A 20,150-nucleotide genomic window follows, 5' to 3' on the forward strand; every position below is an offset into this window, starting at 1 on the left:
ATGCCGGCCACGCTGATGCGGCGACTGCGCCTGGGTGCCCTGCTGTGCGCGGCGGCGCTGCTGAGCGGCTGCGCCGCCGTCACCGTCAGCGCGATCTCCCCGGCCGACTACCTGCAGCAGCGGCGCGGCGACATCCTCACCACGGGCAAACTCAGCGCCGCAGCCAGCGAAGTGCTGCGCATTATCGGCAGCGACATCGCCGCCTGCGAAACCAATACGGGCAGCTGCCGCGCCGACCTGGCCCGCTCCGAGCTGCTCAGCGACGAGCAGCGCCTGGCGACGCTCTCCGAATTGTGGCTGGAAAGCGCGCTGGCGGAAGAGAAGCAAGCCAGCCACGCCAGCGCCGAATTGCTGGCCGCCTGGCTCGAATCGGCCCGCTACGCCTACGCCTACCTGTTCTACACGACGCGCACGCCGGGCCAGCGCGCCTTCGAGGAACGCCAGACGCAAATCCGCGACTACTATAACTATGCCGTGCAAAAGGCCGTCGGCAACCTGTTCCGCCACCGTGGCGAATACCGCCCTGACGGCCATGTGATCCGCGTCGCCGGCTGGCAGATCGACAGCGAACTGTCGGCACTGCGCCTGCCCGAAGACGGCACCCTGCCCGAAGAACTGCTGCCGGCCACCTCGCTGTCGTTTTCCGGCCTGCGCAATGTGTACCGGCGCGACGGCTTCGGCGCCGACCTGGTCGCCGTCATGCCCAGGCCAGGCGCACCGAAAGACGAGTATGTGCCGTACCAGGAAACCCGCTTCCCCGTCGTCACGGCGCTGATCCGCTTCGACGGCAACAGCCTGCAGGAGGTATTGGCCACGCAGCAGTTGATGGTGATGCTGGTCGACCCGACGCGCAGCGACTCGATGCGCATGGCGGGCCAGGAATTGCCGGTGGCGGCCAACTTCACGGCCGGCTATGGCCTGTGGCTGGCCCGTTCCGGTTTCGGCGTGCAGGCGCTGCGCACCCTGTTCGGCCGCGCCGATGGCATCTCGCGCCCGCAGGTGCACCTGATGCAGCCCTACGACCCGAACAAGCGCACCATCGTCATGCTGCACGGCCTGGCCAGCAGTCCCGAGGCGTGGATCAATGTGGCGAATGAATTGATGGGCGACGAGCAGCTGCGGCGCCGCTACCAGATCTGGCAGGTGTACTACCCGAGCAATGCGCCGCTGGCAGCCAACAACGCCGCCATCCGCCAGGCGCTGGCCGCCACCCTGGCGCATTTCGACCCGGCTGGCAAGGCGATTGCTGCGAACGACATGGTCTTGATCGGCCACAGCATGGGTGGCGTGCTGGCGCGCCTGATGGTATCGGATGCCAGCAACACCCTGCTCGACGCCATCACGGAAGAATACCATTTGAAGGGCAAGAAGGCGGAAAAAGTACGCGCCGGACTGGCACCCTACCTCAATTTCACGGCCATGCCGCAGGTAAACCGCGCCATCTTCATCGCTGCGCCACACCGCGGCACCTCGTTCGCCAACCACAAGGTGGCGCGCTGGATCGCCAACCTCGTCACCCTGCCCATCAACATGCTCGAGCAGCTGTCGGACGCGGCTGGCAGCCTGGCGCAGCTCGACACGGGCAGCAGCGAGCCGCTGCGCATCCCCAACAGCATCGATAACCTCAGCGACAAAGACCCGTTCGTGCGCCTGGTGGCAGACCTGCCCATCAGCCCGAAAGTGCGCTACTACTCCATCATGGGCAACGACACGCCGGACCTGCCGCTGGCGGAATCGAGCGACGGCGTGGTGCCCTACGCCAGCGCCCACCTCGACGGCGCCTTGTCGGAAAAAGTCATCCCTTCCTGGCACAGCGTGCAGGAAAGCCCGCAGGCAATCCTGGAGATACGGCGGATTTTGCGGCTGGCGGACAGCTTGCCCTGACCGGCCGCAGATATCTCGCTGGCTGATGCAGGAAAAATGCGCTCTCGCTTGATAAGGTTGCGAAACATGAGCATATACCCGAGGAGCGAACATGACAGCGCATCTGCATCACGACACCCTGGCGCCCGGGCGCCGGGAATGGACCGACAACGACCTGCGGGTAGTGGAACAATTCTCGCAATTGGTGAGCGCACAACTCGACCTGTTGGCGCAAGGTCCCGGGCGCGAGCGCGTGATCGACGTGGCTACGCGCCCGCTCAATACGGCGCGCGCTTCGCTGCTCGCCACGCCGCCGTCGATCCTGCTGCAACTTCCCGTGTCACAACTCAAGGTATCCGATGTCATTGGGCAAGGGTGGGTGGAACTGTCGCAGGCGTCGCTGTATCGCGCCGTAGAAAGCCAGCGGTTCTATTGCGTGACACCCAGGGGGCGCAGTATCGGCAAGGAGTTTCCGGCCTGGCAATTTGTCCAGCCCGTGCCGGAACTGATCGCGCCCGTGCTGGCCATCCTCGCCGGCCAGCCCGGTAGCGACATCCATGCCTTCTGGATCAGCAGCGCAGACGAACTCAACGAACTTTCGCCGGCAGAGATGCTTGCAGGCAAAGCGTTCGAAACCCGGACCGAGATCCACCCCATCCAGCAGGCGCTGCTGGCTTTGCCCGCCAGCGAGAGATTGCGCAAGGTGCTGGCGGCGGCGAAGTGGCAGCATAGGGGCATGGCCGACATCGTAGGTTAGGCCCGCATGACGCTACAACGAAAAGATACGCCCATCCCGCCAGAAATGACCGCGCGCCTGCCGGCGCTGGCATCGCTGAGCGCTGAATTATTGAGTCATATCATCACCCATCCAGCAGGCCAGGCCTTGGTGCGCGCAGCATGGAACGCAGCGTCCATCTGGCCTGTCAAGGTCGAACGCACGTATCGCTTCGGCCCGCCTGCCGAACTGGCAGATGCGGCCGGCTTCCCCCATCACTGGGTGCATATTGCGGATGACGGCTATACGGCTGCCTGGGAAGCCCAGCTTTGCCAGAACGACGTGACGCGCCGGGCACCTTTTATATTGCCCATGGTGCGGAACTGGCGCTGATCGCCACGCTGTCGTTCAGCGCCCCGCTGCAATTGCTCGACCTGACAGGGCTGGCCGCCAGCCGCCTGGGTATCTACGATCAATTGCGCAGTCCCGACCACGGCTGGTGCCAATGGCTGGGCTGGCAGCCGTAGGTCGGATTAGGCGGAGCCGTAATCCGACAACATTGTTAGCTTCACTTTGGAAAAAGCCAACAACGTTGTCGGATTACGCGGGGCTTTGCCCCGCTAACCCGACCTACCAGGCTGATCTGAGATTCATCACACCGGCTCGCGCCACTTGTCCTTGATCTCGAGCATGGCCGGCAAGTGTTCCACAAACAGCGCCAGCAGGGTCGGGTCGAAGTGCGTGCCGCTGTCGCGCTGCATGGTGGCGATGGCTTCTTCAACCGTCCAGGCGCGCTTGTAGGGGCGCTCGCTGGTGAGCGCGTCAAAGACGTCGGCGATGGCGACGATACGACCTTCGTGGGGGATTTCCTCGCCTTGCAAGCCTTGCGGATAGCCGCTGCCATCCCATTTCTCGTGGTGCGTCAGGGCGATGATGCGCGCCATTTTTAAAAGGCCGCCCGCGTGCTCGCCGATGATGGCCGCGCCGATTTCCGCATGGCGGCGCATGACGCTCCATTCGTCCGCATCGAGCTTGCCCGGCTTTTGCAGGATGGCGTCGGGGATGCCGATCTTGCCCACGTCGTGCATGGGCGCCGCGTTGAGCAGGTCTTCCGCCCTGGCCGCGCTGTAGCCGGCCGCCAGCGCCAGCTGGCGCGCGTAATAGCTCATGCGGATGACGTGCATGCCCGTCTCGTTGTCCTTGTATTCGGCCGCCTGGCCCAGGGTCTGGATCACCTGCAGGCGCGAGCGGCGCAATTCCTCGGCATCGACCAGCGACAGATGCGTGCGCACGCGGGCGCGCACGATGGACGGGCTGACGGGCTTGGTGATGTAGTCGACGGCGCCGGCTTCAAAGCCGTCTGCCTCGTCCTTCACGTCGCACAGGGCCGTCACAAAAATGACGGGGATGGACGCGGTGGCCGGCATGGCTTTGAGCTGGCGGCACACTTCGTAGCCCGTCATGGCGGGCATCATGATGTCGAGCAGGATCAGTTCGACGGGATTGTTCTGCGCCAGTTCCAGCGCCTTCTCGCCATCTTTCGCATACAGCAGGCGGTAATCATCCTGCAAAATTTGCCGCAGCACCTGCAGATTCGTCGCTTCGTCGTCCACCAGCAGCAGGATCGGTTTGTCTTCGTGTAAGGTCATCGTTAGCCCAATATCAGGAAAGGTCGGCTGGCGCTTCCAGCCACGCCAGCAGCTGGCGCAGCACGTCTGCGGCGCGCGCAAATTCAAAATCGTCGAGGGCGCCGGCCAGCGCCTGCAGGCGCTGCTGCTGGCCGTGCGGCGCCAGCATGGCGGCGATCCGCGCCATCAGGGCGTCGTCCAGCTGTCCGCCTTCCAGGCTGACGATGGCTTGCCGCAGCAAGGCGCCAGCGGCGGACGCATCGAGCGCCGCGCTGACAGCCGGCGCAGCATCGACCGGCGCCAAAGGCGCCCCGGCATCGACCTCCAGCTCGCCGGCCAGCGCCATGAAGGCGGCCGCCAGCTGTACCAGCAATTCGGTGGCCGGCAACTGGCGCGCGATCGCTTGCTCGATGCGTCCCAGCAGGCTTTCGACCTGCACCAGGCACAGGTTGCCCGCCGCGCCCTTGATACGGTGCAGCAGGTGGCCCGCTACGCTGCCATCGCCACGTTCCAGCTCCGCCGCCAGCATGGCGGCGCAATCGCCATTGGCCTGCACAAAACGCGCGATGGCCCGCTGCAAGGTCTCGCGGCCACCCCACAGGGCGATGCCGCGCTGCCAGTCCACCTGGCCTGCGGCCGCACGCGCCGCCGAGCCGGCCGCCGGCGGCGGCATGGCCACGGCGATATCGAGCAGGCGGGCGATTTCCGCCGTCAGCTTGTGCATTTCCAGCGGCTTCGAGGCAAAACCGTTCATGCCCGCCGTCTGCGCGGCGCGCCGGTCCTGTTCCAGTACGCTGGCCGTCAGGGCGATGATGGGCGTCGCCTTCAAGCCCTGTTCGCGCTCGTACACGCGGATCAGGCGTGTCGCTTCCAGGCCATCCATGCGCGGCATCTGCACGTCCATCAGGACGATGTCGAAGCTGCCACGGCTGAACTCGCGCACGGCGCTCTCGCCATCGCTGGCGGCGATCACCTGGTGGCCGGCCGCGCCCAGACTGATCTGCAGCAGCTCCACGTTCTGCGGCACGTCGTCGGCCACCAGGATGCGCAGCGGCGGCAAGGCCACCACGGGCTGTTCGCTGCGGCGCGCCACAGCCTTGCCCGGCGCCAGCGGCAGCAATACATGGAACACGCTGCCCACGCCCAGGGTGCTTTCCACCGTGATGGTGCCACCCATCAGTTCGACCAGCTGCAGCGAAATCGTCGTGCCCAGGCCCGTGCCGCCAAAGCGGCGACTCATGGAAGAATCGGCTTGTGTAAATGGGGCGAAGATCTTGTCCAGGCGGTCGGCGGGGATGCCGATGCCCGTGTCGTGCACGGCGATATGCACCTGCTCGCCCTGCATGGCGACGGCCACGCGCACGTGGCCCACTTCCGTGAACTTGACGGCGTTGCCGATCAAATTCGTCAGCACCTGCTGCACCCGGCGCGCGTCGCCCAGAAAGAACTGGCCCATGCCCGGATCGACGTCCACATGCAGCACCAGGTCGCGCGCCTGCGCCGTGATGCGCAGGGAGGCCGCCACATGATCGACCAGGTCCGGCAGCGAAAAGTCCACCAGTTCCAGCTCGGTGGCGCCTTTTTCCAGCTTGGCCGTGTCGAGGATGTCGTTGAGCAGCTCGAGCAACGAACGGGCCGACTGGCGCACCGTGCCCAGATGGCGGCGCTGCAGGCTGTCCAGGGCGGTCCCCAGCAGCACTTCCGTAAAGCCGATGATGGCATTCATCGGCGTGCGGATTTCATGGCTCATGTTGGCCAGGAAGCTGGTTTTCGATTCGGCGGCCAGCTCGGCGCGGTCTTTTGCCGCGCGCAGGTTTTCCTGCATGGCGCGCCGCTCGCTCACGTCGGTGGCCAGCTTGACCACCTTGAACGGCTTGCCGTCCGCGTTGAAGATCGGGTTGTACGAGGCCTGTATCCACACTTCCCGGCCATCCTTGTCGATGCGCTTGTACTCGCCCGTATTGAATTCGCCCTGCGCCAGCTGCTGCCAGAAAGCGATGTAGTCGGGCGAAGTGACATAAGCCGGTTCGCAGAAGATGCTGTGGTGCAGCCCCAGCACGTCATCGAGCTGGTAGCCGAGCAGGTCGAGGAAGTTCTGGTTGACCGCCAGGATGCGCCCCTGCAGGTCGAACTCGATGACGGCCATCGCGCGCGAGATGGCCGTGACCTTGCCCTCGTATTCGGCGTTGCGCAATTCGCTTTCCGTGATGTCGAGGATGACGCCGTCGATCCAGCGCACCACGCCATCGTTGTCGAGCACAGGGCCGCTGCTTTCGCGCACCCAGCGCTCGCGCCCGTCGCGGTGGATCAGGCGGTAGACGTTCTCGAAATCGCGCTTCTCGCCGGCCGCCTGCACGCAGGTGTCGTTGACGCGCTGGCGGTCGTCCGGATGCACGAGCTCGAACAGCCTGACCCGCCCTTCGATGAAGTCCTGCGGCATCCAGCCTGTCAGGTTGAAGACAGCATCGCTGATGAAGATCATCTTCCATTCGGGCGCGAAGCTGCAGTGGAAGGACACGCCGGGGATATTGCGGATCAGGGTGCGGTACTGGCGCTCGCTGTCCTTCAGCGCCTGTTCCATGCTGCGCGAGGAGCGCATGTCCGTGACAAACGCCACGAACAGGGGCTGGCCCGGCGTGTCGATCTTGCCGATCGCCACGCGCATGGGCAGCACGGCGCCATCCTTGTGGCGGCCGTCGAGTTCGCGTCCGCTGTCGAGGATGCGCGAGGCGCCCGTTTCCAGGTAGTCGCGCAAATAGCCTTCGTACGCGGCCGCATCGGCTGCTTGCAGCAGCACGCTGGCGTCGCGCCCCACGATCTGCGCTTCGGACCAGCCAAACAGGCTTTCCGCGGCGGGGTTAAAGGAACGCACCTTGCCCTGGCCATCGATGGTGATCAGGCCATCGGCGGCCGTGTCGACGATGGCGCGCAGGCGCGACTCGCCGGCGCTGGCATGGCGCAACAACTGGCGGTAGCGCAGCAAGCCGTTCGCGGCGACCACGAAGACGGTCAGGGTGACGGTGATCAGGGCCACGGCCAGGGCCACGAACGAGGCTTGCACCGTAATCGTGTTCTCGCCTGCCGTGGGCGTACCGGAAAAGCGCGCCGCCAGCATGCCCGTGTAATGCATGCCGGAAATGGCCAGGCCCATGACGACACTGCTGACCAGCAGCGCCGTCAGCGCACTGAGGCGCTGGCGCATGGCACTCAGGCCGAAGCGTATCCACAGTGCCAGCATGGCCATGGTGACGGCCACCAGCAGCGACAGCGCAAACAGCCACGGCTCGTAGTGCAGGGTCAGCGAAGTTTGCATGGCGGCCATGCCGCTGTAATGCATGGAGCCGATGCCCACGCCCACCAGCACGCCGCCCACCACCAGCTGGCGCCAGCTGATGCGCGGACGCGCCAGCAAGTTCAGCGCCACCCACGACGCGGCCACGCCAGGCAGCATCGACAGCAGGGTCAGGCCGGGGTCGAAGGAAACGCGCGTGCAGATGTCGAAAGCCAGCATGCCGATGAAGTGCATCGACCAGATGCCGCCGCCCAGCGCGATGGCGCCCGTGATGATGGCCGTCTGGCGCTGGAAGCCGCGCTCGCTGCTGCGCGCCATGCCTGCGATCTGCAGGGCCATGAACGAGGCAAAGATGGCAATGCCGATGGAAAACAGCACCAGCCAGGCATCGTGCGTGCCGTAGATATACGGCACGGTATTGGTCGAAAAGGCAAAGATGGAACTCAGCATACTGTCGTGAACTACATAGAGTGAAACGTGACGTCGCAAAACATGACAGCGCACCGCGCGCCGGTGCCAGGCTTTTTAGTAAAGCGGCAACACAGCGAAAATGACAACGGCAGCAATCGACCAGGGCAAGGCTCGGTCATCACGCCCACGCCTGCCGCGCGGGGGAAAGGTGCCCGTTCAGAGAGAACAAGCGGAATACGTACGAACTCTGGCGCGGATAGCTGGCCGCCAGCGTGACGATGATTTTTTAAAGAGCCATGAGTATAGTTGCTTTACGAAAATATTCATAGGACTTCAACAATATAATTATCAAAATGAAAATATTTTGCAGCCACAATGCCACAGGCTCAGGAAAGCAAGCGCTCGGCCATCATCTCGCCATCGCCGTCGAGTCCTGTTTCGACGAAACCGGCGTCTGCGTAGAGTTGCCGGGCGCGCGCATTGGCTGGCACGTAGTAGAGCACCACCCTGCTTGCCCCACGCGAGCGCATCTCGGCTAGCAGCAGTGCCAGGGCTGCCCGGGCAAATCCCTGCCCCTGCCACGGCGCCGCTATCATCAGGCGGTACAGCACATGCGTATCCTGCCGCCCCGCACTGCCTGGCAGCGCATACATGGCAAAGCCGATCAGTTCGTCGTCGGCATAGATCGCGCGCGGGTGCATGTAGGCGTGACTGGTGGCCAGCGCCAGCGAATCGGCATTACTGGCAATAAAATCGCGTTGCGCTGCGTGCAGCGGCAACCTAATGACAGCCTCGGCGTTGGCCGCGCACACGGGACGCAGGGTCAGGGCAGCGTTGATGGACACGCCCTTCCTCATGCCTGCGGCCAGCGCGCGCGGATGGCGGCGCACGACTGGTAATGCGGGCCGGCCGTCTCGCTGACGGCAATGCCGGCCAGCGTACAACGGCGGCTCAACTCGTCCTTGATCTGCCGCAACGACCAGCGCTGCGGCACGGGCAAATCCATGCCCACCACGCGGACCAGCGGGCAAGCTTCGAGGGTCGTGTGCAGCAGCAGCTCCAGGCGTGCCATCGGCGGTCCGCCGCGGTAGACATCCACCGGGCCCGCGTAGCTGACCACTTCCAGCCCGCGTATCTGCTGCGGCGCCAGTTGCAGCTCCCTCTCATGGCCGGGCAGGCGCCGCGCCACCCGGCGCAGCAACAGGCCGGCGTCGTTGATTTCGACATGAAAAGACAGATTGCGATCCGGCAGCAGGACCAGGCCGATGGTCCACGCGGCCAGCGCCGGCAGGAGCAGCAGCACTGCCTCGCCCGCATACGACACATCGCGCCAGACGGCTTGCAGGACAAAGGCGAGGATCAGGGCGCAGCCGCCCAGCAGCACGCTGCGCCACAGCACGGGACGCAGATTGGCCATCATCGCCGCATGCGAGCTGGCATCGTCGGCCGGCGCAAAGCGTATCCATTCGGCGCGCACCGGCTTGCAGGGTCTGGCGGGAATACCGCTCAAGCGTTGGATGCCAGCATGTCGCGGAACCAGGCCAGTTGCTCGCGCGTCAGGTAGTTGGCGCCATCGCCATGCAGGATAACGATCTCGATCTCGGGCGGAATCGACGCAATCAGCTGCGCCCCCGTGACGGGAATCTTGGGAAACGCGATGCCGGACAGGAAAGCCGGGTCTTCCGCCACCGTCACGCACTGACGCTCCGGGTTCGGCGACGGCACGAGGAACAGGTCGATCTGCTCGCTTTGTCCGCCGATGACGACGTGCAATTGCGCGGCCAGCAGTTCGGGCAGGATCAGCTCGATGTTATTCTCGGTGCGCGATAGCTGGAAAGCGCTTTTCAGGGGCGTCAGGACTGGCGTGGCGGACATGGGAACAGTGTGAAAGTGAAGACGACGGCAGTGTAGCAGAGGCGCCCGCACGGGCGCGCTCCGCTGGCGCAGCGGCTACAGCTTGTAGTTCAGGGACAGCAGCACGCTGCGCGGCGCGCCGTAGCGTTCCAGCCCGCCCGACCAGGCATAGCCGAGGCCCTGGTAGTAGCGGCGATCGAGCACGTTGTCGACACTCACGCGCAGCTGTACCTGCTCGCTGAGGCGGTAGCCGGCCGTCAGCCCGACGATGGCGTAGCCGCCCTGCTGCGTCAGGTAAGCCGTGTCGCGACGGTCAATCTTGTCCTGGGCGTAGACGGAGGCGCCGAGGTTCCATTTTGCCAGGCTGCCGCTCAGCTGCACAGTCGTGTACAGCTTGAACAATTGCTTCGGCTCATCGGTGGCGATGCGCTGGCCGATGTTCGCCGCCACGCTGTCCTTCGTGTACTTGGCCAGCACATAGGTGTAGCCACCCGCGATCTGCCAGCCCGGCAGAGGCGAGCCCGACAACTGCAAGTCGACGCCTTCGCTTTTGACCTGCCCGGCCGCGCGGGCGCAATAGATGGCGCCGCCCGTGGGGCAATTGACCTCGTCGGCCATGGCGCGGTTGTTCTGCTTGATGCGGAACAGGGCACCGCTGGCATTGAGCCTGCCGCCGAAATACTCGCCCTTGATGCCCGCTTCCAGGTTGGTGCCGCTCAACGGTGGCAAGGTATTGCCCTGTACATCGAGCACGCTTTGCGGCTGGAAGATCTGCGTGCCGCTCGCATATATGGAATGGTGCGCGTCCAGGTCGTAGACCAGACCCGCGTACGGCGTGAACTTGGCGTTTTCCGTCAGGTCGCGGCGCCACGTCGGCTTGGTGGAATACCAGCCCGTGACATCCTGCGCATACCAGCCGAAGCGCCCGCCCAGCACCAGGCGCAGCGGATCGGCCAGGCTGAAGTTGCCGGCCACATAAATGCCCTTCTCGTCCGTCTTGCGGCCCCAGTTGTAGGGCTCGAACGGCGCGCCGCGCATCGGGTAGGCACGGGGATTCCACTGGCGCAGATCGAACACGCGCTTTCCCGCACCTTCCCAGCTCTGGGCCGCATCCGAATCGTCATGGCGGTAGCTGGCGCCGACGATGACGTCATGCTGGCGGCCGAACCAGGTGACGGGCCCGCTCAAGCGCCAGTCGGCCACCACTTGTTGCGTGTTGTACTTCCAGCCTGTCTCCGACTGTTCCAGCAGATACGATTCGCCCTCGACACGGCTGTTGGTGGTATTGCGCGTGCTCGACGAGGCATCGATGTGCGTGATGGCAAAGCGGCTGCGCCAGCCCTTCTCCAGCTGCGTTTCCAGGTCGGCGAAGACGACGTTGTTGTCGCGTTTCTGGAACGAGTCGGCATTGTTCAGGAAAGTCGAGCGGGGCAAGTCCATGTGGCGGCCGTCGGGCAAGGTCGGCAAGCCGACGAACACGCCGTCGGTGCGGCTGTGCTGGCGCGAAAAACCGATGCCGGCCGTGGTCGACGGCGTCAGGTCCGCCTCGACGATCGCATACACGGTGCCATTGGTATTGTTGACCACGTCGACAAAGCTGTCGCTGTCGCGCCAGCTGGCCGCCACGCGCCCGCGCAGGCTGCCCGAGTCGTTCAGGGCATTGCTGGCGTCCACCGTCAGTTGCCGGTCCTTCCAGCTGCCCAGGTGAGCGGACGCATTGAGCAGGGGCGTGGCCGTGGGGCGCTTGCGTATCATGTTGATGCTGCCCGACGGCGCGCCCGCCCCTTCCATCAGGCCGGTGGCGCCGCGCACCACTTCCACGCGGTCGTACATCAGCATGTCGGCCGAGACGTTGCGCTCATTGAAAGCCGTGACATCGAGCGGCAAGCCATCGACACTCACGTGACTCAAGGCAAAACCGCGCGCGAAATACGTGGTTTCCTGGTCGGACACGCCCTGCGTCTTGCCATACAGGCCGGGCGTGGCGCGCGCCACGTCCTGCAAGGTGGTCAAATCGAAATCTTCCATTTGCTGGCGCGAAATCACGCTGACCGTTTGCGGCGTGTGGCGCTGCGACAGGTTCAAGCCCGTGGCCGTCGACATATTCCTCGACGTATACAGTCCCGTGCCTTCCGTGGCGCGGTCGGCCTCGGCGCTGACGATCACGGCGGGCATGCTGTCCAGACCGCCATCGGCCGTGCCGCTACTGATTTTACGCAACAGGTAATTGCCGCTGCCGTTTGCAAGCACTTCGAGCCCGCTGCCTTGCAGCAGTTTTTGCAGGCCGGCCGCGACACCATGGCGGCCCTGCAAGCCCGGCGTCGCCAGGCCGTCGAGCGCCACGCCCTGGGTGGACAGGTTGATCCCGGCAGCGATGGCAAACGTGGACAGCGCATCGCGCAGGCTGCCGGCGGGAATATGATACTCGCGCAGGCTGGCGGCCGGGCTGGACTCGGCGGCCAGCGCTGCCTGCGGCAAACCGGCGCCGGCCGCGCCCACGGCGAGGAGCAGGACCAGCGCGGCGCGCACGGCGCCGGTGGTGGGATGGAGCGACATTTGTGCTGTTGTCAAGCTGCGGTGCGGCAAAGCCATGTGGACCTTTCGATGGTTCGGATTGTTCGTTCTCTACCTTGTATGACGAAGCAATCCGCAAAAAGGGACAGGGGAAATGCACGTGGCGGCGCTTGGCGGCTTACGCGTGACCTCGCCACGCTAAGCCGACCTACGAATGCTAGGTCGGCTTAGCCCACCGGGCGTAAGCCGACAATCTCAAGCCGCCTCGACACTGATCCAGTAGCGCGTGCGGCGCACCAGCCGGATCGGCAAGGAATGTTGCAGCAAGAGCAGGATGTTGTCCGGGTCGTTCAGCTGGAAGATGCCGTCCACGGGCATGGCGGCCAGCGCCGGATCGCAGTGCAGCACGCCGTAGCGATAGCGCGCCACCTGGGCCAGCACCTCGCCCAGCGGCATGCGCTCGGCGATCAGCACGCCCTGCAGCCAGCCGTCAGCGTGCGGCGTCAGCGGCGACAGGGAAGAAATGGCACGCTCATCGAAACTGCCCTGCCGGCCCGCATTGACCCTGCGCAAGGCATCGGGCGCTTGCGCCGGTCGGATCTCGACGGCGCCCTCGCTGACAGCCACCTGCGTGCGCGGCGCCAGCACGCTGCCGCCCTGGCGCACGCTGAAGTGCGTGCCCAGCGCGCGCACGGCACCATTGCTGCTGCGCACGAGGAATGGGCGCGCGGGCACGGCCCCGTCATGCGCCGTGGCGACATGGATTTCCCCGGCATGCAGCACGACCTGCCGTGCCGCATCGTCAAAGTGCACGTCGATGGCCGTGTGCGTATTGAGCACCAGTTGCGTGCCATCCGGCAAGGTCATGTGGCGGATCTCACCGCGCGCCGTGCGGATCGCGGCGCGCCAGCACTGCCATGGGGCCGACTGGCTGGCCAGCCACAGCGCCGGCCCGGCCGCGACCAATCCGGCCAGGCCGTAGAGCACGGCACGCCGCTGCGGCGACGGCGGCGCCGCGTCGGCCGTCTGGCGCAGCGCGGGCGGCACGCTGGCCAGGGTGCCGCACACCAGCTCGGCCCGCTGCCAGGCCGCTGCGTGCGCGGGATCGCTGGCGCGCCAGGACTGGAACGCTTGCTGCTCATCTGGACTCAAGGCGCCTGCGTGCAGGCGCACCAGCCATTGCGCCGCCGCGCGGGCGGCGCGTGGGTCGACCGCGGCGTTCACAGGATCAAGAGGATGCAGCGCTCGAACGCCTGCACCATGTAGCGCTTGATGCTGCGCTCGCTCACGGCCAGGCGCCGCGCGATTTCCCCGTAAGCGAGGCCGTCGACATGCGCCAGCAGGAAGGCGTTGCGCACCAGCGGCGGCAAGCCGTCGAGCATGGCATCGATGCGCTGCAAGGCCTCCAATACCAGCAAGCGCTCTTCCGGCGACTGCATCAGCAGATCGGGCTGCTGCGCCAGGGTTTCCAGCCACGCCTGCTCCAGCGACAGGCGCCGGTAATGGTCGATCAGCAAGCGCTGCGCCACGGTGGTCAGGTAGGCGCGCGGTTCGCGCAAGGTCTGCCGGCCTTCCGGCGGCGCCGTCAGCAGGCGCACGAAGGTATCCTGCGCCAGGTCGGCCGCATGGTCGGCGCACTGCAGCTTGGCGCGCAGCCAGCGCATCAGCCAGCCGTGGTGATTGCTGTAAATGACGGCGATCGATTCGCCGGATTGCGCCATGTTCACTAGGGACTCCTGCGCTGCAAGCGGCAAGGTGGAGGGTTTGCAATAGCCGGGTGGAACACGCCACCCAACTGAGAATAATTCTCATTATCGCAAACACTGCGCGCCCGCGTCAATGCCGGCGCCTGCCCCCGCACGGAAACTGTTGTTTCAAGCAGGATGGCACGCCTGTCATGAGGCCAGCGTGCGTCTTCCGGGCTTTGCGGCCAGCACGAAGGGAATGGCCAGCGGCCCCAGAAACACCACCAGAACGGCACGGATGGCCGTTATTCGTAAGGAGCGACGTTTGGCAATGAAGAGGCAAGCGAAGGCCGACAGCGACCAGATCAAGGCAGGCAAGCAGGTAGTCATCATGCACTCCGGATGCGCCTTGGCAGGCAGGAAAACCATGCTGACACGGAAAGGAGGTCACCGCAATGGCTGATTGGGCATCTGCCATTGCAGTGCGTGGCCAACAGCCCTCTTTCAGCCATTCTTAAGGCTGCAGGCGGCTGTCGGCCAGCGATGTGCTCAATAATACACGGTCAGTGCTGGCCGATCTTCATGATTTTCAGCGCATTCGTGCCGCCGACCTTGCCCATCGGCTCGCCCCAGGTCAGTACGACCGTGTCGCCCTTGGTCACGACCTTATGTTCCAGCAGCAAGTCTTCGGCCTGCTGCAAGACCTTGTCGCGGTCCGTGCCGGACGTCAATTCCAGAGTGCTGACGTTGCGGTACAGGGCCAGCTTGCGGCGCGTGCCGACGCTCGGGGTCAGCGCGACGATGGGGATGTCGATGTTGCAGCGGCTCATCCACAAGGCCGTGGACCCCGATTCCGTCAGGGTGGCGATGGCTTTCACGCGCAGGTGATGCGCCGTAAACAGGGCGCCGTAGGCGATCGACTGGTCGATGCGCGAGAACGTGGCGTTGAGGAAATCGGCATCCAGCTTGCAGGTATCCCATTTTTCCGCGTCCAGGCAGATGGCGGCCATCGCTTCCACCGTCTCGATCGGGTAGCGGCCCGAGGCCGTTTCCGCCGACGTCATGACGGCGTCCGTGCCATCGAGTACGGCATTGGCCACGTCGGACACTTCCGCGCGCGTCGGCACGGCGTTGACGATCATCGATTCCATCATCTGCGTGGCCGTGATCGCCAGCTTGTTCGACGCGCGCGCCATCTTGATCATGCGCTTTTGCAGGGCCGGCACGGCCGCATTACCCACTTCCACGGCCAGGTCGCCGCGCGCCACCATGATGCCGTCGGAGGCATCGAGAATCTCTTGCAACGCGGGAATGGCTTCCGCGCGCTCGATCTTGGCGATCATCATCGGCTTGTGGTCCCACGCTTCGCCGGCGATATTGGCCAGCTGGCGCGCCATGACCATGTCGGTAGCGTTTTTCGGGAACGACACGGCCACGTAATCGGCCTGGAAACTCATCGCCGTCTTGACGTCTTCCATATCCTTGGCCGTCAGGGCCGGCGCGGACAGGCCGCCGCCCTGGCGGTTGATGCCCTTGTTATTCGACAGTTCGCCGCCGATTTTCACGGTCGTGTGGATTTCGCTGCCAACGACTTTGTCGACCGTCAAGACGATGAGACCGTCGTTCAGCAGCAGCACGTCGGCCGTGCGCAAGTCGCGTGGCAATTCCTTGTAGTCGAGGCCGCAGCGTTCGATGTTACCCAGTTCACCGTTTTCGCCCCATTTCGCGTCAAGGATGAACTTCATGCCGTTTTCCAGGAAAATCTTGCCTTCTTCAAACTTGCCAACGCGAATCTTCGGGCCTTGCAAGTCGGCCATGATGGCCACTTCGCGGCCGCACAGGGCCGCCGCTTCGCGCACCATGCGGGCGCGGTCGATATGGTCTTGCGCCTTGCCATGCGAAAAGTTCAGGCGCACGACGTCGACGCCGGCCTTGAACATGCGGACCAGGGTATCGATATCGTTCGAAGCGGGGCCGATGGTGGAAACGATCTTGGTGGCGCGTTGCTGTACTTGCATGGTCATGGTGTGCTGCTTTCTATATTGAGTTGCTACAAGGGCCGGCCTTGTGGGCCGGCCGTCCTGGTGCGCTGGATCAGCGGTGGTTCTTGTTACTTGGCCGCCATCAGGGCAACCGTGGTGTCGAGCATGCGGTTCGAGAAGCCCCACTCGTTGTCGTACCACGACGACACTTTCACGAGGCGGCCCGAGACCTTGGTCAGCGTCGAATCGAAGTTCGACGACGCCGGGTTGTGGTTGAAATCGATGGAAACGAGCGGTTCCGTCTGGTACGTCAAAATCCCTTTCAGCGCGCCTTCCGATGCCGCTTTCAGCAAGGCATTGACTTCCTCGACCGTGGTGTCGCGCCTGGCGATGAAAGACAGGTCGACCAAGGAGACGTTAATCGTCGGCACGCGGATGGCGAAACCATCGAGCTTGCCATTCAGTTCCGGCAAGACCAGGCCGACAGCGGCTGCCGCGCCCGTCTTGGTGGGGATCATCGAATGCGTGGCCGAACGGGCGCGGCGCAAGTCTTCATGCATCACGTCCGACAGTACCTGGTCGTTCGTGTAGGCGTGCACGGTGGTCATCAGGCCCGATTCGATGCCGATGGCATCGTTGAGCGGCTTGACCAATGGCGCGAGGCAATTCGTCGTGCACGAGGCGTTGGAAATGACCGTATCGGATGCCTTCAAGACATGCTGATTGACGCCGAACACGATGGTGGCGTCCACGTCCTTGCCGCCCGGCGCGGAAATGATGACTTTCTTTGCCCCGCCCTTCAGGTGGGCCGAGGCTTTTTCCTTGGTGGTGAAGAAACCCGTGCATTCGAGCACCACGTCCACACCCAACTCTCCCCACGGAATCAGGGCCGGATCGCGCTGCGCGAAGACGCGGATGCGGTCGCCATTGACGAGCATATTGTCGCCATCGATGGTGACGACGCCGGGAAACTTGCCGTGCACCGTATCGTAGCGCGTCAAATGCGCGTTCGACTTGGCATCGCCCAGGTCGTTGATGGCGACAATCTCGATATCCTGCTGCTTGCCGCCTTCATAAAACGCGCGCAAGACGTTGCGGCCGATGCGGCCATAGCCATTGATGGCAACTTTGATGGTCATGCTGTCTCCTTGATATTGTTTGAATGAATCACTTAACCGCTATTCCGCAAACCCGCCGCGATGCCATTGATCGATAAATGAATGCCCGTGCGCGCCGCCGCATCCTGCTTGCCCTCGCGGAAACGTTTCAACAGCTCCACCTGCACGTGGTTGAGCGGGTCGATATACGGGAAACGGTTGCGTATCGAGCGCTGCATCAGCGGATTGGCTTGCTGCAACTCTGCCTGGCCCGTGATCAGCTTCAAGGCGTCCAGCGTGGCCGCGTATTCGGCGCGGATGCGTGTAAAGATGGCCTCGCGCAAGGCCTTGTCCTTGACCAGTTCCGCATACTTGCCGGCAATGGCGATATCGCTCTTGGCCAGGACCATATCCATATTCGACAGCAAGGACGTGAAGAAGGGCCAATCCGTGTACATGCCGCGCAGCACGTCGGCGCCATCGGCCGGATGGGCAGCCAAGTAGGCTTGCACGGCGGAACCGAAACCGAACCAGCCCGGCAACATCAAACGGCATTGCGCCCAGCTCAAGACCCAGGGAATCGCGCGCAAATCCTCGATCGAGGTCGATTTCTTGCGTGAGGCAGGACGGCTGCCGATGTTCAGGGCAGCAATTTCCGCGATCACCGTCGATTCCCAGAAGTACTGTTCAAAGCCCTCCGTGCCGTACACAAGGTCGCGGTAAGCGTTCAGGGCCGTGCCAGACAATTCTTCCATGGCGGCCAGATGGCCCGCGCCGGCCGAGGCCTTCGGCTGCAGTTGTGCCTGCGGCAGCAAGGTCGACTGGATGGTGGCGGCCACCAGCACTTCGAGGTTGCGGCGCCCTACTTCCGGGTTCGCATACTTGGCCGTGATGACTTCGCCCTGCTCCGTCAGGCGGATCTGTCCCTGCACGGCGCCGGCCGGCTGGGCCAGGATGGCTTCATAGCTGGGACCGCCGCCACGTCCGACGGAACCGCCGCGGCCGTGGAACAGACGCAGCTTGATCTGATACTGCTTGAAGACCGTCACCAGCTCGATCTCGGCCTTGTAGAGTTCCCAGCCGGAGGTCAAGAAACCGCCGTCCTTGTTACTGTCCGAGTAACCAAGCATGACTTCCTGCTGGTCCGCGCGCGAGGCCAGCAAGCCCCGGTAGAACGGCAAGCCGAACGCGCGCGCCATGATGGCGGGGCCGGCGCGCAAGTCGTCGATCGTTTCAAACAGGGGGATGATGTTGACATCGACTTCGCGGCTGTCCTGGCGCAGCAAGCCCACTTCTTTCAGCAGCAGCGCCACTTCCAGCAAGTCCGAGACGCTGGCCGCCTTGGAGATGATGCAGTTCGGCACCGATTCCTTGCCATATTTGACGTGGGCCTCGCGCACGGCGCGGAAGATGTCGAGTTCGGACGCGGTTTCTTCCGAGTACTGCGCATACGGCGACGCCAGCAGGCGTGGCGACTCCAGCTCGGCCAGCAGCACGGCGATGCGCTGCTCTTCATCGAGGTCCAGGTAGACCAGGCTCGGCTGGGCGCCGGCGAACAGTTCGCCCACGACGCGCTCGTGCACGTCGGAGTTCTGGCGCAAGTCCAGCGGCGCCAGCGAAAAGCCGAAGACCTTGACGGCGCGGCGCAGCTGGCGCAGCCGGCCACGCGCCAGCGCGCGCAAGCCATTGCTGACGAGCGAATGCTGGACCACGTCCAGGTCGGCCAGCAGCTCAAACGCGGCAGCGTAGGGTTGCACGCCTTCGGCTGGCTTGCCCTTGCCGCACAAGGCGACGCGCGTCGCTTCCAGGCGCGCATGAATGCCGTGCAGGGCGCGGCGGTACGGCTCGTCGACCCGGTGCGGCGACGCATCGGCCGAGCGCTCTGCCAGCGCGCGCAGCGGCTCGCTGCAGGCGTTCAGGATTTGCGCCAGCGACAGTTGCGAGGCGAGCTTGCGCAATTCGCCCAGGTAAAAGTCGAGCACCTTGTCGGCCTGCGTCTGCAGGGTGCTGCGCAGGATATCGGCCGTGACAAACGGGTTGCCGTCGCGGTCGCCGCCTATCCAGCTGCCGACCTTCATGAAATTGGGCAATTCCGCATCTTCCCAGCGGGCATCGCGCTGGGCCAGCATAGTTTCCAGCGAGGAATACAATTTCGGCAATTCGCGCAAGATCGTGTGGTCGTAGAACGACAGGCCATTGGCCACTTCATCCATGACGGACAGTTTGCTGGTGCGCAGCAAACGCGTCTGCCACAGTGTGACGATGCCACGTCCCAGCGCTTCTTCGTTTTGCTCCGCCTCTTCCGGCGTCATTTGCACGCGGTCGCGCTCGCTCAACAGGCGGGCGATGGCCATCTGGCAATTCTGGATGCTCTTGCGCTGCACTTCCGTCGGATGCGCCGTGAACACGGGGCTGACAAAAGCATCTTCAAAGAAGGTTTCCAGCGCATCAGCCTTGCCCGCGTCAAACACGTTGCCGACAGCATGGCTGAGGCTACCCTGGCGCGGCGGCGAACCGGCGATCAGATGGGCGCGCGTGCGGCGGATGTGGTGTTGATCTTCTGCAATGTTGGCCAGCAGCGAGAAATAGCTGAAGGCGCGCGTCAATTGGGTGGTTTCTTCCTGCGACAGCGCTTGCAGCGCGTCCGACAGCTGCGCGCGCGCCGCTTCGTCATTGTCACGGCGGAAACGGATGGCCAGCTGGCGCACATGCTCGATGCGCTCGAAGGCGGGGTCGCCCAGGTGGTTGCGGATGGCGTCGCCCAGCAGACGGCCCAGCTGGCGGATATCGCTGCTCAGCAGCTCGTCTTTCACTTCATTCATTTGCATGGTATTCATTTCCTGGGGCGGCCACGGCGGCACCGCACAGATTGCGTAGTACGCGCTTCCCGGCCCGGGAAACGCCCATCATCCATTTTGTAGTAAATTTACCTTACTGTCTCACCATCCTCTTGATTTTCATCAATAAAATCCACGTTAAACGGGCCTTAAAGGGCTTGCGAGCTGTTTGCCAGGGCAACAATATGAAAATTTACTACGCATTTAAGCGAAAGGCAACCAAATTTGTCTTTCCAGGCTGAAAAGTGACGGCGCAAGTCACATGCCGGTGG

15 protein-coding genes are annotated in these 20,150 nt (G+C 64.1%); 3 read left to right on the forward strand and 12 right to left on the reverse strand.

The window, feature by feature from the left end:
- Positions 1-15: 15 nt before the first annotated feature.
- From FJQ89_RS06040 to FJQ89_RS06050, 3 genes are all read left to right on the forward strand, one after another.
- On the forward strand, positions 16-1,884 hold the full coding sequence (locus FJQ89_RS06040; protein ID WP_168208375.1) for an esterase/lipase family protein: 1,869 nt from the start codon (positions 16-18) through the stop codon (positions 1,882-1,884).
- 91 nt (positions 1,885-1,975) lie between these two features.
- Complete coding sequence (locus tag FJQ89_RS06045; RefSeq protein ID WP_141169473.1) at positions 1,976-2,620, forward strand: hypothetical protein; 645 nt, start codon at positions 1,976-1,978, stop codon at positions 2,618-2,620.
- A gap of 287 nt (positions 2,621-2,907) precedes the next feature.
- Complete coding sequence (locus FJQ89_RS06050) at positions 2,908-3,105, forward strand: hypothetical protein (RefSeq protein WP_141169474.1); 198 nt, start codon at positions 2,908-2,910, stop codon at positions 3,103-3,105.
- Positions 3,106-3,231: 126 nt separating this feature from the next.
- On the opposite strand, the gene FJQ89_RS06055 is transcribed toward FJQ89_RS06050, so the two are convergent.
- From FJQ89_RS06055 to ppc, 12 genes are all read right to left on the reverse strand, one after another.
- The gene (locus FJQ89_RS06055; protein WP_141169475.1) at positions 3,232-4,227 is read right to left on the reverse strand and encodes an HD domain-containing phosphohydrolase; all 996 of its coding nucleotides are present in this window, start codon (positions 4,225-4,227) and stop codon (positions 3,232-3,234) included.
- Positions 4,228-4,240: 13 nt separating this feature from the next.
- On the reverse strand, positions 4,241-7,948 hold the full coding sequence (locus FJQ89_RS06060) for a PAS domain S-box protein (RefSeq protein ID WP_141169476.1): 3,708 nt from the start codon (positions 7,946-7,948) through the stop codon (positions 4,241-4,243).
- A gap of 347 nt (positions 7,949-8,295) precedes the next feature.
- The gene (locus tag FJQ89_RS06065) at positions 8,296-8,754 is read right to left on the reverse strand and encodes a GNAT family N-acetyltransferase (RefSeq protein ID WP_168208376.1); all 459 of its coding nucleotides are present in this window, start codon (positions 8,752-8,754) and stop codon (positions 8,296-8,298) included.
- 8 nt (positions 8,755-8,762) lie between these two features.
- On the reverse strand, positions 8,763-9,419 hold the full coding sequence (locus FJQ89_RS06070; RefSeq protein WP_141169478.1) for a hypothetical protein: 657 nt from the start codon (positions 9,417-9,419) through the stop codon (positions 8,763-8,765).
- On the reverse strand, positions 9,416-9,784 hold the full coding sequence (locus tag FJQ89_RS06075) for a hypothetical protein (RefSeq protein WP_141169479.1): 369 nt from the start codon (positions 9,782-9,784) through the stop codon (positions 9,416-9,418). The genes FJQ89_RS06070 and FJQ89_RS06075 overlap by 4 nt, the downstream gene beginning before the upstream one ends.
- Positions 9,785-9,859: 75 nt before the next feature.
- A complete protein-coding gene (locus FJQ89_RS06080; protein ID WP_141169480.1) occupies positions 9,860-12,319 on the reverse strand; it encodes a TonB-dependent siderophore receptor in 2,460 nt (819 codons plus the stop codon).
- Positions 12,320-12,532: 213 nt separating this feature from the next.
- Complete coding sequence (locus FJQ89_RS06085; protein WP_168208377.1) at positions 12,533-13,501, reverse strand: FecR domain-containing protein; 969 nt, start codon at positions 13,499-13,501, stop codon at positions 12,533-12,535.
- Entirely contained in the window at positions 13,498-13,998 is a 501-nt protein-coding gene (locus FJQ89_RS06090; protein ID WP_141172650.1) for a sigma-70 family RNA polymerase sigma factor, read from the reverse strand. Before FJQ89_RS06090 ends, FJQ89_RS06085 begins: the two co-directional genes overlap by 4 nt.
- Positions 13,999-14,172: 174 nt before the next feature.
- Positions 14,173-14,355 (reverse strand): hypothetical protein, encoded by a 183-nt coding sequence (locus FJQ89_RS06095; protein WP_141169482.1) that lies wholly within the window; start codon positions 14,353-14,355, stop codon positions 14,173-14,175.
- Between the two features lie 170 nt (positions 14,356-14,525).
- Complete coding sequence (gene pyk / locus FJQ89_RS06100; RefSeq protein ID WP_099764572.1) at positions 14,526-15,980, reverse strand: pyruvate kinase; 1,455 nt, start codon at positions 15,978-15,980, stop codon at positions 14,526-14,528.
- 92 nt (positions 15,981-16,072) lie between these two features.
- Positions 16,073-17,083: a type I glyceraldehyde-3-phosphate dehydrogenase gene (gene gap, locus FJQ89_RS06105; RefSeq protein WP_071077111.1), complete on the reverse strand. Its 1,011-nt coding sequence runs from the start codon at positions 17,081-17,083 to the stop codon at positions 16,073-16,075.
- Between the two features lie 32 nt (positions 17,084-17,115).
- The gene (gene ppc / locus FJQ89_RS06110; RefSeq protein WP_205704573.1) at positions 17,116-19,869 is read right to left on the reverse strand and encodes a phosphoenolpyruvate carboxylase; all 2,754 of its coding nucleotides are present in this window, start codon (positions 19,867-19,869) and stop codon (positions 17,116-17,118) included.
- Positions 19,870-20,150 lie beyond the last annotated feature (281 nt).

It is taken from the genome of Janthinobacterium tructae, assembly GCF_006517255.1.
In the GTDB taxonomy this organism is placed as follows: Bacteria; Pseudomonadota; Gammaproteobacteria; order Burkholderiales; family Burkholderiaceae_D; genus Janthinobacterium; species Janthinobacterium tructae.

Bases quoted from the DNA above. Each gene is read 5' to 3' on its own strand.
- gap (WP_071077111.1), bottom strand. From the start codon at position 17,083: ATGACCATCAAAGTTGCCATCAATGGCTATGGCCGCATCGGCCGCAAC.
- ppc (WP_205704573.1), bottom strand. From the start codon at position 19,869: ATGCAAATGAATGAAGTGAAAGACGAGCTGCTGAGCAGCGATATCCGC.
- FJQ89_RS06045 (WP_141169473.1), top strand. From the start codon at position 1,976: ATGACAGCGCATCTGCATCACGACACCCTGGCGCCCGGGCGCCGGGAA.
- FJQ89_RS06060 (WP_141169476.1), bottom strand. From the start codon at position 7,948: ATGCTGAGTTCCATCTTTGCCTTTTCGACCAATACCGTGCCGTATATC.
- FJQ89_RS06040 (WP_168208375.1), top strand. From the start codon at position 16: ATGCGGCGACTGCGCCTGGGTGCCCTGCTGTGCGCGGCGGCGCTGCTG.
- FJQ89_RS06090 (WP_141172650.1), bottom strand. From the start codon at position 13,998: ATGGCGCAATCCGGCGAATCGATCGCCGTCATTTACAGCAATCACCAC.
- FJQ89_RS06055 (WP_141169475.1), bottom strand. From the start codon at position 4,227: ATGACCTTACACGAAGACAAACCGATCCTGCTGCTGGTGGACGACGAA.
- FJQ89_RS06075 (WP_141169479.1), bottom strand. From the start codon at position 9,784: ATGTCCGCCACGCCAGTCCTGACGCCCCTGAAAAGCGCTTTCCAGCTA.
- FJQ89_RS06080 (WP_141169480.1), bottom strand. From the start codon at position 12,319: ATGTCGCTCCATCCCACCACCGGCGCCGTGCGCGCCGCGCTGGTCCTG.
- FJQ89_RS06095 (WP_141169482.1), bottom strand. From the start codon at position 14,355: ATGATGACTACCTGCTTGCCTGCCTTGATCTGGTCGCTGTCGGCCTTC.
- pyk (WP_099764572.1), bottom strand. From the start codon at position 15,980: ATGCAAGTACAGCAACGCGCCACCAAGATCGTTTCCACCATCGGCCCC.